12 protein-coding genes are annotated in these 13,603 nt (G+C 58.0%); 4 read left to right on the top strand and 8 right to left on the bottom strand.

Going from position 1 to position 13,603, the window contains the following annotated elements; translation table 11 throughout:
- Together ACM6JQ_RS13295 and ACM6JQ_RS13290 are read left to right on the top strand one after the other, a co-directional pair.
- A partial coding sequence (locus tag ACM6JQ_RS13295; protein WP_414893969.1) for an RHS repeat domain-containing protein occupies window positions 1-1,462 on the top strand: 1,462 nt, incomplete at its 5' end.
- On the top strand, window positions 1,462-1,824 hold the full coding sequence (locus ACM6JQ_RS13290; protein WP_123374687.1) for a hypothetical protein: 363 nt from the start codon (window positions 1,462-1,464) through the stop codon (window positions 1,822-1,824). The genes ACM6JQ_RS13295 and ACM6JQ_RS13290, both read left to right, overlap by 1 nt.
- Window positions 1,825-1,872: 48 nt before the next feature.
- Here the strand turns inward: ACM6JQ_RS13290 and ACM6JQ_RS13285 are convergent, their stop codons facing one another.
- Both ACM6JQ_RS13285 and ACM6JQ_RS13280 read right to left on the bottom strand, forming a co-directional pair.
- Window positions 1,873-3,654, bottom strand: a complete 1,782-nt coding sequence (locus tag ACM6JQ_RS13285; protein WP_414893968.1) for a bifunctional diguanylate cyclase/phosphodiesterase — start codon at window positions 3,652-3,654, stop codon at window positions 1,873-1,875.
- 134 nt (window positions 3,655-3,788) lie between these two features.
- Window positions 3,789-5,873, bottom strand: a complete 2,085-nt coding sequence (locus ACM6JQ_RS13280; protein WP_176472379.1) for a carboxy terminal-processing peptidase — start codon at window positions 5,871-5,873, stop codon at window positions 3,789-3,791.
- 138 nt (window positions 5,874-6,011) lie between these two features.
- Here ACM6JQ_RS13280 and ACM6JQ_RS13275 point away from each other — a divergent pair, with 138 nt between their 5' ends.
- Complete coding sequence (locus ACM6JQ_RS13275) at window positions 6,012-6,974, top strand: zinc-binding dehydrogenase (protein ID WP_007916328.1); 963 nt, start codon at window positions 6,012-6,014, stop codon at window positions 6,972-6,974.
- 145 nt (window positions 6,975-7,119) lie between these two features.
- Here the strand turns inward: ACM6JQ_RS13275 and ACM6JQ_RS13270 are convergent, their stop codons facing one another.
- From ACM6JQ_RS13270 to ACM6JQ_RS13245, 6 genes are all read right to left on the bottom strand, one after another.
- Window positions 7,120-7,773 (bottom strand): HAD family hydrolase, encoded by a 654-nt coding sequence (locus ACM6JQ_RS13270; RefSeq protein WP_007916329.1) that lies wholly within the window; start codon window positions 7,771-7,773, stop codon window positions 7,120-7,122.
- Between the two features lie 34 nt (window positions 7,774-7,807).
- Complete coding sequence (locus ACM6JQ_RS13265) at window positions 7,808-8,797, bottom strand: ABC transporter ATP-binding protein (protein ID WP_007916331.1); 990 nt, start codon at window positions 8,795-8,797, stop codon at window positions 7,808-7,810.
- Complete coding sequence (locus ACM6JQ_RS13260; protein WP_007916333.1) at window positions 8,794-9,594, bottom strand: ABC transporter permease; 801 nt, start codon at window positions 9,592-9,594, stop codon at window positions 8,794-8,796. Before ACM6JQ_RS13260 ends, ACM6JQ_RS13265 begins: the two co-directional genes overlap by 4 nt.
- Complete coding sequence (locus ACM6JQ_RS13255) at window positions 9,581-10,426, bottom strand: ABC transporter permease (protein WP_007916335.1); 846 nt, start codon at window positions 10,424-10,426, stop codon at window positions 9,581-9,583. The genes ACM6JQ_RS13260 and ACM6JQ_RS13255 overlap by 14 nt, the downstream gene beginning before the upstream one ends.
- On the bottom strand, window positions 10,423-11,229 hold the full coding sequence (locus ACM6JQ_RS13250; protein ID WP_007916336.1) for an alkaline phosphatase family protein: 807 nt from the start codon (window positions 11,227-11,229) through the stop codon (window positions 10,423-10,425). The genes ACM6JQ_RS13255 and ACM6JQ_RS13250 overlap by 4 nt, the downstream gene beginning before the upstream one ends.
- A gap of 133 nt (window positions 11,230-11,362) precedes the next feature.
- On the bottom strand, window positions 11,363-12,430 hold the full coding sequence (locus ACM6JQ_RS13245) for an ABC transporter substrate-binding protein (RefSeq protein ID WP_007916337.1): 1,068 nt from the start codon (window positions 12,428-12,430) through the stop codon (window positions 11,363-11,365).
- A gap of 351 nt (window positions 12,431-12,781) precedes the next feature.
- Here ACM6JQ_RS13245 and ACM6JQ_RS13240 point away from each other — a divergent pair, with 351 nt between their 5' ends.
- Window positions 12,782-13,495, top strand: a complete 714-nt coding sequence (locus tag ACM6JQ_RS13240; RefSeq protein WP_414893967.1) for a UTRA domain-containing protein — start codon at window positions 12,782-12,784, stop codon at window positions 13,493-13,495.
- The last annotated feature ends 108 nt before the right edge of the window (window positions 13,496-13,603 follow it).

Raw genomic sequence — 13,603 nt, 5'->3', positions numbered from 1 at the left:
GCATGCCGTAGGCCATCAGCGCGATGCGTTGTTCCGCCGCGATTATGCCTACAACGCCAACGGCAATCTCGCGCACATCGCCGACAGCCGCCACGGCCAGCGCACCTACGGCTACGACGCCCTCGACCGCCTCATCCGCGTACGCCACTCACGTGACGAACTGCCGGAAAGCTTCGCCCACGACCCGGCCGGCAACCTGCTGATGCAGGACCGCCCCGGCCCCAGCCAGATCAAAGGCAACCGCCTGCTGATGCAGGGCGACCGCCACTACGACTACGACGCCTTCGGCAACCTGATCCGCGAACGTCGCGGCCGCGCGCAGACTCTCGTCACTGAATACCGCTACGACAGCCAGCACCGCCTGATCGGCCTGACCCGCCCCGACGGCCAAACCGCCAGCTACCGCTACGACGCCTTCGGCCGGCGCATCAGTAAAACCGTCGGCGGCGAGACCACCGAGTTCTTCTGGCAGGGCGACCATCTCGTCGCCGAAAGCAGCGAAAACGAATACCGCAGCTACGTCTACGAACCCGGCACCTTCCGCCCGCTCGCCTTGCTCGACGGCAAAGGCCCGCAAAAAGCCTGCCCCTTCTACTACCAACTCGACCACCTCGGCACCCCGCAGGAACTCACCGACTACAGCGGCGACATCGTCTGGTCCGCGCAATACGACGCCTACGGCAAAATCGCCGCACTGACCCTGGCTGGCGAGGATTACCTGAACCAGCCGCTGCGCTTTCAGGGACAGTACTTCGACGGGGAAAGTGGGCTGCATTACAACCGGCACCGGTACTACGACCCGCGGCTGGGGCGGTATCTGACGCCGGATCCGATCAAGTTGGCCGGTGGGCTGAATCAGTACCAGTACGTGCCGAACCCGACGGGGTGGGTGGATCCGTTGGGGTTGAGCTCTAACTGCCCGCCGCCGAATAAGCCTGGGTGTGAGGCGCCGGGTGGGATTGGTGGCGCTAAGGTAGAAGAGGGTGAGCCAGCGCTGCCAAAGATGACGGCGCAGGAGCGTAGGGCGAGGATTGATGAACTAGCGGAGGAAAATGCTTATCGGCGTTTGGGGGAGATGGAGAGGTCAACACAAGGCGCTCACTTTTTAGAGAAGCACGGAGCTCAAACAACTCTACGATCTCAATTTGAACGAATTATGACAGGGAAGAATCCGACAACTGGGATAGTAGAGACTTACTACGGTGGACCAAACCATGGAGCACCTAAAATTCCTAGCGCGGCCACTCATTTTCTCAGCCATAGAGACCAGTTAAATGCTATCTACAGAGCCAAGCTGATACTCCGGCGGACCGATCTTCAAACATCGAGACGGCCCATGGATATGGGAAAGATCATTGGCGAAGGTTATACGAGAGACGGGATTTATGGGCAGCAAAAGAAAGCTGTAGTTATTCTCAGAGCAAATGGCGACACCGTAACTTCGTACGCGGATTTTGATTGATGAAAAAGATATATGAGATTGTGGACATAAAAAATTTACTGTTTGTTTTTGATATTGAAAATACTCACGACATGGAGCGAGAGCGATTGATAGCTGAAAAAAACGTCAATGATTCGCAGCAGTTGACGGAGCTGTTCGATACTTTGTTAAAGCCTGAATTTTATGAGTACACAGATACAGAGCAAGAATCCCTCATAGGAACAGTCCATCATTTCTTGATGACGAATGACAATTTTGACCTCGTATTCAATCGTATGACGACTTATTTCGGTCAAGAAGTTGCCGATAAACCATATTTTATGGGGGTTTTGTTAAGGTGTTTGACAAGATATCGAAATGAAAAAAAAGATTTCGGACAATGAAATTCCAGACTCGCTTTGTGTGCTACTAGGGCGGCACCTCGTGTGGTCTTAGCTAACTAGTTGCGTCGTTCGGGGTGTGGGCGCTAAATCGTCGAGCACATGCACGCTATACCCCGGAACATTCTTCGCATGATGCTTCGCCTGCGATGCCATCTCCGCGAGTTGACTGGCGTCGAGTTGTGCGCAGGCTTCGGGGTGCAGGTGGACCACGCCAATCGATAGCGACAGCAGCGGAAACTCTTGACGAATGCCTTGCCGATTCGGGGCAATGAAGCAGCCAGCCTCCAGATGCTCAGGCCGATAGAAACGGCGACATTGGCTTTGAAAGTCGTCGAGCAACTGGTTGATGCGTTTGCGCCAGTCGTCCGGACCGAGGACAAGGAGGAAGTCGTCGCCACCAATGTGACCAACGAAGTCGCGGGACGGGTCGACGCGTTCGTTGAGGCATTGCGCCAAACACAGCAGAACTTCATCGCCGCGCCCGTAGCCATAGATATCGTTGAAGGGTTTGAAACTGTCGATGTCGACATAGCAGATGACCGACTCGCGCCCCTGCTGCAGCAACCGCGTCAGGCATTGCTGGATCGGCACATTACCCGGCAGCAAGGTCAGTGGATTAGCATACCGCGCCTGTTGAATCTTCAACTCGGTGATCAGTTTAAGCACGTCGATCACCCGGCCAAGACCCAGGTAGCCACCGTTGAGGGTGATGATGAAGTCTTCTTCGATGCGTTGCCGCGCGCGGCTGGTGATCAGGCGGCTGACTTGTTGCAGCGACTGGCTCATTTCCACGGCGAGGAAATCGTCGTTCATCAGACGGCTGATCGGTTTACGGGCGAACAGGTCGGTGGCGAACGGTTTGAGCAGGGCATCCGATAACGAGTGGCGGTGGACGATGCCGCAGGGTTGGCCTTGTTCGTCGAGTACCGCCAGTGAGTTGAGGTTGGCCTGGCGGCGGAAGGCTTCCAGCACAGTGGCGGTGGGGGTGTCGCGATGCACGGCCGGTTGGTCGTTGAGCAGGGCGCTGAGATCACTGCCTTCGTCGTTCAGCGCAACGCTGCTGCTGTCGTGTTTGGGCATCAAGGCGCGGGCGTCGCGGGGCGGGTGTTCTTGGGGGCGGCCAAGCAGGTAGCCCTGCACCAGATCGACGCCCATTTCCGTCAGCACCGCGAGTTCTTCCGGCAACTCGATACCTTCGGCGATGACTTGTGCGCGAGAGGCTTTGGCGATTTGCAGGATCGAGCCGACGAACTCGCGCTTCAGCGCGTCCTGATGAATGCCATCGATGAAGTGCCGATCGATCTTCACGTAATCCGGGCGCAATTCCGACCATAACCGCAGGCTTGAGTAACCGGCACCGAGATCATCCAGCGCAATGGAAAATCCCATCGCCCGATAGTGATGCAAGGCGGTTTGCAGCAACTGGAAATCGTCGATGGGCGTCTGTTCGGTCAGCTCGATGACCACCTGACTCGGCGGAATGCCGAAATCCTGCAGCAGTTGCAACGTGCGCCCCGGTTGATGCGCGGCTTCCAGCAAGGACTCAGGCGAGACGTTGAGAAACAGTTTGCCCGGCAGTTGCTGCTCATTGAAGCGACGGCAAGCGCTTTGCCGACAGGCGATTTCCAGTTCGCTCAAACGCCCGGCCTGACGGGCCACGGCGAACAGCGCGATGGGCGAGTGAAGAGGGCTGTTGGACGGGCCGCGCGTGAGGGCTTCGTAGCCGAGAATGCGCCGTTCGGAGAGACAGATGATCGGTTGGAACAGGCTGTGTAATCCGCTTTGAGTCAGGATCGAGCTCAAGGCACTCAGCTGTTCGGTCGTGGTCATGGCTATCTCTGGCGATAAAAAAAGGACTGGGAGCGCTCTCGATGAAGAGAGTGGCTCCCAGTCCTTTATTGCACGACAGAATGATGACTGTTTGATGACGATCCGGGGATCTTCAGCATTAAATTGCCATCACCTTACTTCTTGGCCACCTGATTGCTCAGCTTCAGGTAATCCAGCAGTACTCGCCCGGTTTCGCTCAGGTAGGCATCGTCTTCTGGTTTGACCTTGTCCGGCTCGGCGGCCGCGAGGGCGTCGTCGTCTTCTTTCTTCAGCTCTTTGAGTGGCTCTTCGCCTTTGGCTTTGCGACGGATGTTTTCCATGGCCAGTTGCTTGGCGTCGATATCGGTATGTTGCGCGCGACGCTCGGCTTCGTTAAGGCTGACGGTTTTTTCTTCCATCAGTTTCTGCGCCAGGGCCAGCTTGTCACGGATGAACACGAACTCGGCATCTTTGGCGGTGCGTGTGTCATGTTCGGACTTGAGCTGCGCCAGGTACGGCTTGAACGGATCGGCCGCCGGTTTGATTGCCGCGCGGATGGTGTCCCACGGCATGGCTTCCGGCAGTGCGCTCTCGCCGATTTCCTTGGTGTCGATCAACGACGGGTAGTCGATGTCCGGCAACACGCCCTGATGCTGGGTGCTCTGACCGGAAACCCGGTAGAACTTGGCCAGGGTCAGTTTCAGTTCGCCATGGTTCAACGGCTGAATGGTCTGCACGGTGCCTTTACCGAAGGTCTGGCCACCGATGATCAGCGCGCGGTGGTAGTCCTGCATGGCGCCGGCGAAAATCTCCGAAGCCGAGGCGGACAAGCGGTTGACCAAGAGTGCCATCGGGCCTTTGTAGAACGCGCCCGGGTTTTCATCTTCGAGTACGTCGACACGGCCATCGGCATTACGTACGAGTACGGTCGGGCCTTTGTCGATGAACAGGCTGGTCAGCTCGGTGGCTTCCTGCAGGGAACCGCCGCCGTTGTTGCGCAGATCGATGACCACGCCGTCGACTTTGTCTTTCTGCAGCTCGGTGAGCAGCTTCTTGACGTCGCGAGTGGTGCTCTTGTAGTCCGGATCACCGGCACGGAAAGCCTTGAAGTCGAGGTAGAAGGCTGGGATCTCGATGACGCCGAGTTTGTAGTCCTTGCCGTCCTGTTTCAGGTTGAGCACGGACTTCTTCACCGCCTGGTCTTCGAGCTTCACCGCTTCACGGGTGATCGGCACGATCTTGGTGGTCTGGTCGTTCGGCGCATTGCTCGCCGGAATCACTTCCAGACGCACCACGGTGCCTTTCGGACCACGGATCAGCTTGACCACTTCATCCAGACGCCAGCCGACCACGTCGACCATTTCTTTGTTGCCTTGGGCAACGCCGATGATCTTGTCGGCCGGGGCGACCTGTTTGGTCTTGTCGGCCGGGCCTGCCGGCACCAGACGCACGACTTTCACCTGGTCGTTATCGCTCTGCAACACGGCACCGATGCCCTCGAGGGACAGGCTCATGTTGATGTCGAAGTTTTCCGCGTTATCCGGCGACAGATAGTTGGTGTGCGGATCGTACGACATGGCGAAGGTGTTGATGTACGCCTGGAAGATGTCTTCCGGACGGGTCTGGTCCAGGCGCGCCAACTGGTTCTTGTAGCGCTTGGTCAGGGTTTCCTGAATCTGCTTCGGCTCTTTGCCGGCGATCTTCTGGCGCAGGACTTCGTCCTTGACGCGTTTGCGCCACAGGTCATCCAGCTCTGCGGTGGATTTCAGCCAAGGGGCGTCCTTGCGATCGATCAGCAAGGTCTCCTTGGTGTTGAAATCCATCTTGTCGACGCCTTTGTTCAGCTCGGCAAGGGCGAAGTCCAGACGCGCCTTGACGCGGTCCAGGTAGCGCTTGTAGATGGTGAACCCGGCGTTGAGGTCGCCGCTTTTGAGGAAGTCGTCGAACTGGGTCTTCCACTTGTCGAACTCGGCGATGTCGCTGGCCATGAAGTAGCTGCGCGACGGATCCAGCAGCTTTATGTAGCTGTCGTAGATGATCACCGAGCGGGCATCGTCAAGCGGCGGCTTGCTGTAGTGGTGACGCTTGAGCAACTCGACGACGTTCAGACTGGCGATGACTTCATCGCGATCAGGCTGCAATTTGTCCCAGCTGTTGGCTGCGAATGTATTGCCCGACACCGGCAACAAACCGATACCGATGAAAAGAGCGAGGGCGGTGCTGGGGAGCAAATGCTTCATGCTGATTCGACGCGGGGACAATTGATAACGCATATTAGGCCGTCTTTGAAGTCGCCGGTTCTACGAGAGCCGGTCGCATAATGCAAAAAGCCCGGCGCTACAGCTTCGGGCTCAGTCCAGACTCACTATGGAGGCACTGTGAAGGCATTGCAAGGCGTTGACGGTCAAGTGGCATGGGTTGAAGAGCCGAGTCCTACGTGTGATGTAGGACAAGTCCGCATCCGAGTGGCGGCAGCGGGCCTCAATCGCGCCGATTTATTACAGAAAGCAGGGCTTTATCCGCCACCGCCAGGGGCCAGCCAAGTGCTCGGTCTTGAGTGTTCCGGGGTGATCAGCGAGGTCGGCGCGGGCAGTGCGTGGCAGGTCGGCGATCGGGTTTGCGCCTTGCTGGCCGGGGGTGGCATGGCCGAAGAGGTGGTCGTCGACGGGCGGCACGTGCTGCCGGTTCCCGAAGGCGTCTCGCTGATTGAGGCGGCCGCATTGCCCGAGGTTTACGCAACAGTCTGGCTGAATGTGTTTCAACTTGCGGCGCTCAAACCGGGTGAGAAAGTTCTCTTGCACGCCGGCGCAAGTGGAATCGGTTCAGCCGCGATTCAGTTGTGCAAGGCGTTTGGCAATCCATGTTGGGTCAGCGTCGGTTCGGCTGAGCGTTTGGCCTACTGTGAAGCGCTGGGTGCGCAGGGCGGGGTGGTGCGCACCGATGATCTGGAGAGCCTGCGCGATTTTGGGCCGTTCAACGTGATTCTCGACCCGGTCGGCGGTAATTATTCGGCGCTGAACCTGAAGCTGATGGCGCTGGATGGACGCTGGGTGTTGATCGGTTTGATGGGCGGGCGTGAGGCGAAACTGGATCTGGCGCAGGTCTTGGCCAAGCGTGTGCAACTGCTGGGCTCGACGTTGCGTAGTCGTGACGATCAGTTCAAGGCGGATCTGTTGAGTGATCTGGGTCAGCAGGTGTGGCCGCTGTTTGCCGAGGGGCGGTTGAGTCCGCAGTTGGCCAAGGCGTTTGCGGTGAAGGATGCCGAGGCGGCGTTTGCGGAGTTGGCGAGTAATACGGTGGCGGGCAAACTGGTATTGGTGATTGACGAAAGTCTGAGCTGAGATCAAGGCAAAAAGCCCCTCACCCTAACCCTCTCCCAAAGGGAGAGGGGACTGACCGGGTTGTTCTGCCGGGCTACATCGACCTGATGCATCGGGTCGAACTCAGGTTTGGAATATCAGCCTGCCTGTGCAGATTAAATCTTTGTCATTTCCAGAGGTGAATTGGCCAGTTGGCCTTTTCGGCGTGTTCCAGCAGCACTGGGTCCGGGTTGACCACATGCGGGAAATCCACCTTCAGCAACAACGGCAAATCATTGCGTGAGTCGGAATAGAAACTCGCGCCCTCGAGGTTCTCCTCTTCGGCATCCAGCCATTCCAGCAAACGGGTGATCTTGCCTTCGCGGTAGGTCAGGGTGCCAACGGTGTGGCCGCTGTAAACGCCGTGGGCGACTTCCAGTTCGATCCCCAGAATTTCATCGATGCCCAGTCGATCGGCAATCGGTCTGACCAGATGCGTGCCCGACGCCGAGATCACCAGAATGCGGTCGCCGGCCTTGCGGTGGGCGGCGATGGTTTTGGTCGCGTCGCTGAAGATGATCGGTTCAATGAAGTCTTCCACCCACGGGCCAACCAGATGCTCGACTTCTTCCGGTGTGCGGCCGATGAGCGGTTCCAGGCTGAATTCCATGTAGTCTTCCATGCGCAATTTGCCATGGCTGTAGGCGTCCATCAGTTCGTTGTTCTTGCGCATGAACGATTCAGGATCGACCCAGCCCAGGCGCCCCATCTGCTCGCTCCAGAGGGTGGCGCAGTCGCCGTGGATCAAGGTTTCGTCCAGATCAAAAATTGCCAGAGCCATCAGTGCAGTTCTCTCTTCAACGTCAGCAAAGTCATCAGGCTACCTCACACAGGGCCGTCGGATCGATGGAAAGCGCCAGACGCTGACCGTCGGGATGCAGATCGGCCGCCGAGCGGTTGAGCACATCCACCACCAGTTCCACGCCCCGCGCTTCGATGCGGTAACGGATGACGTTGCCGAGCAGACTGTGGCTGCGGATCTGCGCGTCGAGTTCGCCTTCCAGGCTCAGCTCGATGGCTTCCGGGCGAATCGCGATGCGGTGGTTGATCGGGCGCTGCAACAGCTTTGATGCGTCGTCGGCATCGAGCAGGTTGTAGTTGCCGATGAAGCCAGCGGCGAACACATCGACGGGGGCGGTGTACAGGGTTTCGGCATCGCCGCTTTGTACGATTTTTCCCTGATTCATCAGGAAAATGCGATCAGACATCGTCAGCGCTTCTTCCTGATCGTGGGTGACGAAAATCGTCGTCAGGCCGAGTTCGCGTTGAATCTGACGGATCTGTTCGCGCAGGTGTTTACGAATCCGTGCGTCGAGCGCCGACAGCGGCTCGTCCAGCAGCAACAGACGCGGACGCGTGACCAGCGAACGGGCGAGGGCCACCCGCTGGCATTGACCACCGGATAACTGATGCGGATAGCGGCTGGCGAAGTCGTTCAGTTCAACCAGTTTCAACACCTCGGAAACGCGTTTATGGCTGTCGTCGGCATTGACCTTCTGCATGCGCAAACCGAAGGCAACGTTCTGTTCCACGGTCATGTTGGGGAACAGCGCATAGCTCTGAAACACCATGCCGATCCCGCGTTTCTGCGGACTCAACGGCACGATATCGACGCCATCAAGGAGGATCTTACCGCCATCGACCGGTGTCAGGCCGGCGATGCAACGCAGCAGTGTGGATTTGCCGCAACCGGAGGGGCCGAGCAGGGTGACGAATTCACCCTTGTTGATTTCGCAGTCGATGTCGCTGAACACGGTCGTGCCGGCGTAGCTTTTCTGCAGGTGTTGGACGCTGACATAGCTCATTCGCTTTTGTCCTTGTTCAAGATGTTGGCGATCCAGGTCAGGACCAGCACGAAAAAGAAATACGAGATGACCAGCGCACTGGTGAAGTGACCGCTGCTGTTGCGCATGTTGTTCAGATAAACCTGCAGGGTTTCGTAGCGCGTGCCGACCAGAATGTTGGCGAAAACGAACTCCCCGAACAGGAACGAGAACGACAGCAGCAACGCGACCATCAGGCCTTTGCGCAGATTCGGCAGCACCACCAGAAACGCCGCTTGAAAGGTGCTGGCGCCAAGCAGTTGCGCAGCGTCCATCAGGTCGCGCAGGTTGATCGCTTGCAGGTTGTTGGTGATCGCCCGGTACATGAACGGCAGCGCCACGGTGAAGTAGCAGCCGATCAGAATCCACGGTGTACCGACCATGGCCATCGGCCCGGAACCGTAAAGTTGCAACAGTCCCACCGACGACACCACCGGCGGCACCGCGAAGGGCAGCAGGATAAGGATGTTCATCAGCGCATCGAGTTTCGGAAAGTGGTAATGCACGACGAACAGCAGCGGCAGGATCAGCACGACTGAAAGCACCAGCGCGCCAACGCAGACCAGCAATGACTGGCCGAAGGCGTGCAGGAAACGCGGATCGCTCCACAACTGGATGTACCACTTGAAGGTGAAACCGCTGGGCAGGATGGTCGCTGACCAACTGCTGGCGATCGAATAGACCAGCGTGCCCACGAGTGGCAGCAAGAGGATGGCGAACAACAGATAAACCACGACGCGGTGGTAGAGGCCGGCCGGGCCGGATTCAGCGCGAGACATGGTAGCTCCTCTTCAACAGCAGTTGATGCACGACGGTGACGATGGTCATCAACGCCACCAGCACCACGGCCAGGGCGCTGGCCAGATTCGGGTCGAGGGAAATATCGCCGGAGACCATCGCTGCAATACGGATCGGTAGCACGTTGAAATTGCCGGTAGTCAGCGCATAGACAGTGGCGTAGGCGCCGAGGGCGTTGGCCAGCAGAATCACGAACGTCCCGAGCAATGCAGGCGTCAGCACAGGCAAACCAATATGCCGCCAGAACTGCCAGCCATTGGCGCCAAGCAGTGCGGCGGACTCGCGCCAGTCTTCACGCAAAGCGTCGAAGGCCGGGTAGAGCAACAACACGCCGAGGGGAATCTGGAAGTAGGTGTAGAGAATGATCAACCCGGTTTTCGAGTACAGGTTGAAGTCCTGAATGATCCCCGACTGCTTGAGCATGATGGTGATGCTGCCGTTGAAACCGAGCAGGATGATGAACGCGAAGGCCAAGGGTACGCCTGAAAAGTTGCTGGTCATGTTGGCGAAGGCATTCACGAAATTGCGCAGTTTCGAGTCGACCCGGCGCAGGGAATACGCACCGAGTACGGCGATGATGATGCCGAACAAGCTCGACCAGAAGCTGATTTCGAGGCTGTACTGGATCGCCTGCAAGTAGAACTTCGAACTGAAGATCTTGCTGAAGTTGGCCAAGCCCCAGCCGAACTCTTCCGATTGCAGACTGCTGATCATCACCCAGGTCAGCGGGGCGATTTCGAAGACGATAAAGAACAGCGCGAAGGGCACCACGCACAGCGCCGCCAGCCATTTGCCGCGAATTATTGAGTTCACTTGAGCAACTCCCGGCACACAGGTTTGTCGTGGGGCACGCCGAGTAGTTCGCAGACGGTGCCGCAGATTTCCGTCTGTTTCGGTGCGGCATCGGCGTTGAGGCTGAAGGCTTCACCGAGGACAAACAGCGGCACCTGGCGTTCTTCCGGCAGCAGGCCGTTGTGTGAGCGATCGTTGTTCATGCCGTGGTCGGCAGTTACCAGCACTTGATAGCCAGCGTCGAGCCAGTTCTGCAGATAGTCGGCAAGGATGATGTCGGCGAAGCGCGCGCTGTTGCGGTATTGCGAAGAGTCGAGGCCGTGCTTATGCCCGGCGTCGTCGATGTTCATCGGGTGGATCAGCAGGAAATTCGGATCGTGGCGCAGGCGCAGGTTTTCGGCGTCGGCGAACAGGTGCGAATCCGGGTAGTGATCGCTCCAGTAGAAATGCCCGTGCTGGATCGGCAGCGACAGATTGTCGGTATGGCGGTCGCGCGCGGCTACGAACGGTGAGCGGTTGTACAACTCGCTGACCCAGTGATACGCCGCTGCTGCGGTTTTCAGGCCGGCGTCGCGGGCGTAGTGATAAATGCTGCGCTGGTTGGACAGGCGCGAGACATTGTTGTGGACGATGCCGCTGTCGATCGGCGGCACGCCGGTGAGGATACATTCATAAAGCGGTCGGGACAGGGCCGGCAGTTCGCACTCCAGTTGATAGAGCGCGGCGCGTCCTGCGCCAACATAAGCCTGCAGATGCCCCATGGCGTGACGCGCGACCTCGTAGTTGAGGCCGTCGAGCACGACAAGGATGACGTTGTGCTTCATAGGGGCAAAAACTCCGAAAACAAAACTGGAACCAACCCCTGTAGGAGCTGCCGCAGGCTGCGATCTTTTGATGTTGCTTTTAAAGGGCAAGATCAAAAGATCGCAGCCTGCGGCAGCTCCTACAGATGAAGGATTACTTCATCTCTACGATGACTTCCTCGTTCCACTGCTGTGGCAGGGCCTTGGAAGTCTTCTCCCACGCATCGGCGTCTTTGATCGGGGTGACCTTTTTGTACTGTTCGTTCGGCAGCAGTTTGGCCTTCACGTCTTCCGGCAGTTGCAGGTGCTCGGCGCGGATCGGACGGGCGTTGCCGCGGGCGAGGTTGGTCTGGCCGGCGTCGCTGAAGATGTATTCGCGGGTCAGCTTGGCGGCGTTAGGGTTTTTGGCGTACTTGTTGATGATCGTGGTGTAGCCGGAAATCACCGAACCGTCGGACGGGATCAGCACCACGTAGTCATCCGGGTTGGCCATCTTGGCTTTGTAGCTGAGGCCGTTGAAGTCCCAGACCACACCAACTTCGATTTCGCCTTTTTCCATGGTGGCGATGGTCGGGTTGGCCATCGACAGGCGACCTTGCTTGGCGATGTCTGCAAACAGCAGCAGGGCGGGTTTGATGTTTTTCTCGTCGCCACCGTTGGCCAGTGCCGCCGCGAGAACGCCGTTGGCGGCTTGGGCGGCGGTGCTCACGTCACCGATGGAAACCTTGTATTTGCCGCCCTTGAGGTCTGCCCATTTGGTCGGAACTTCGGAACCGTGCAGGAGCTTTTTGTTGACGATGAACGCGATGGTGCCGGTGTAGGCCAGCGCCCAGTTGCCATCCTTGTCCTTGGCCCAGTCCGGGACTTGATCCCAAGTGCTTGGCTTGTACGGTTGCACCACACCTTGCTTGACCGCGATCGGGCCGAAGGCGGCACCGACGTCGCCGATGTCAGCGGTGGCGTTGTCTTTTTCGGCGGCGAACTTGGCGATTTCCTGGGCCGAACTCATGTCGGTGTCGATGTGCTTGAGGCCGTAGGTTTTGGCCAGGTCTTCCCAGGTGCCTTTCCAGTTGGCCCAGTCATCGGGCATGCCGACGCTGTTGACGGCGCCTTCCGCTTTCGCAGCGGCTTCGAGGGTTTTCAGATCGGTGCCGGCCGCCATAGCGGAGGTGCACATTGCAATGGTCGAGCCTAACAGTGTTGCCAGGAAAAGCTGTTTCATTCCGAAGCTCCTTGGTCGTGTTCAACGCTGCGATTGCGGTGTGTGTTGGTCTAGGTCAGCAATACCTGAGCCAATTTAAGGGGGCTGGATGACACTTTGATGTCGGCGGCCTTGTGTCAGGCCTCTTGTTTGCCCGGTATTGGCGGCTGCCAGATAAGCGTAGACCATGCTCAAAGGCCCGCAGAGCAAGGGACTTGGCCGATGTATTGCAAGTCGTGAGGACGACCGTTCGGTAGTTTTGTCATCTCTCGGTCATCTGCACTGCCTAGGCTTGCAATATCAGGAAACGGCTCGATTGCCGTGCGGTTTTGCCCCGAAACAGTGCTGGTCTAGTCCAGATAGGTAACGTTGATGCGCGATGAGGCAACAAAAGCGGTGACAGCGATTGGCCAGGTGTTGCAGGAGCAGCTTGATCACGGGTTGTTGGCGGCAGGCAGCAAGCTGCCGGCCGAGCGCAAGCTCAGTGAGTTGTTCGGCACGACGCGGATTACTGTGCGAGAGGCGTTGTTGCAACTGGAGGCGCAGGGGCAGATTTATCGTGAGGAGCGCCGTGGCTGGTTCGTCTCGCCGCCGCGTCTGGCCTACAACCTGATGCAGAGAAGTCACTTTCACGCGATGGTCAGTGCGCAGGGGCGGGTGCCGTCGACTGAGGTGATTTCGGCGCGTTTGCAGCCGGCTTCGGCGGCGGTGTGTGCGTGGTTGCAACTGCCGGCGTTGTCGAGCGTGATTCAGATTTGCCGGTCGCGGCGCATTGATGGGCGGTTGGTGTTGTATGTGGAGCACTATTTGAATCCGCAGTTTTTTCCGGGGATTCTTGAGTTTGATTTGAATCAGTCGATGACCGAGTTGTATGCGCGGTATTACGATTTGCACTATGGGCGGGTGCGCTTTGAGATTGTGCCGACGTCATTGTCGGTGGATGCGGCGGCGGCCTTGCGAGTTTCTGTCGGGAGTCCGGGGTTGCGGATTGCTCGGGTTAATTATGATCAGCATGAGCGGTTGATTGATTGTGATCTGGAGTTTTGGCGGCATGATGCGATTCACGTATCGGTTGATGTGGTTTGATCGTTTTGGGTGTATATCCGTTGCTGCGGTAACGGCTGATTAGGGTTCCGCCCTTACGGCGGGTCACCTTTTCCAATCGCCGAAAAGGTAACCCAAAAGGCTTGCTCC

Origin of the sequence: Pseudomonas sp. IT-232MI5 (assembly GCF_949767845.1) — a bacterium.
Lineage (GTDB): Bacteria > Pseudomonadota > Gammaproteobacteria > Pseudomonadales > Pseudomonadaceae > Aquipseudomonas.
The sequence above is the reverse complement of the archived record's forward strand: the minus strand, read 5'-3'. Positions and strand labels throughout refer to the sequence as shown.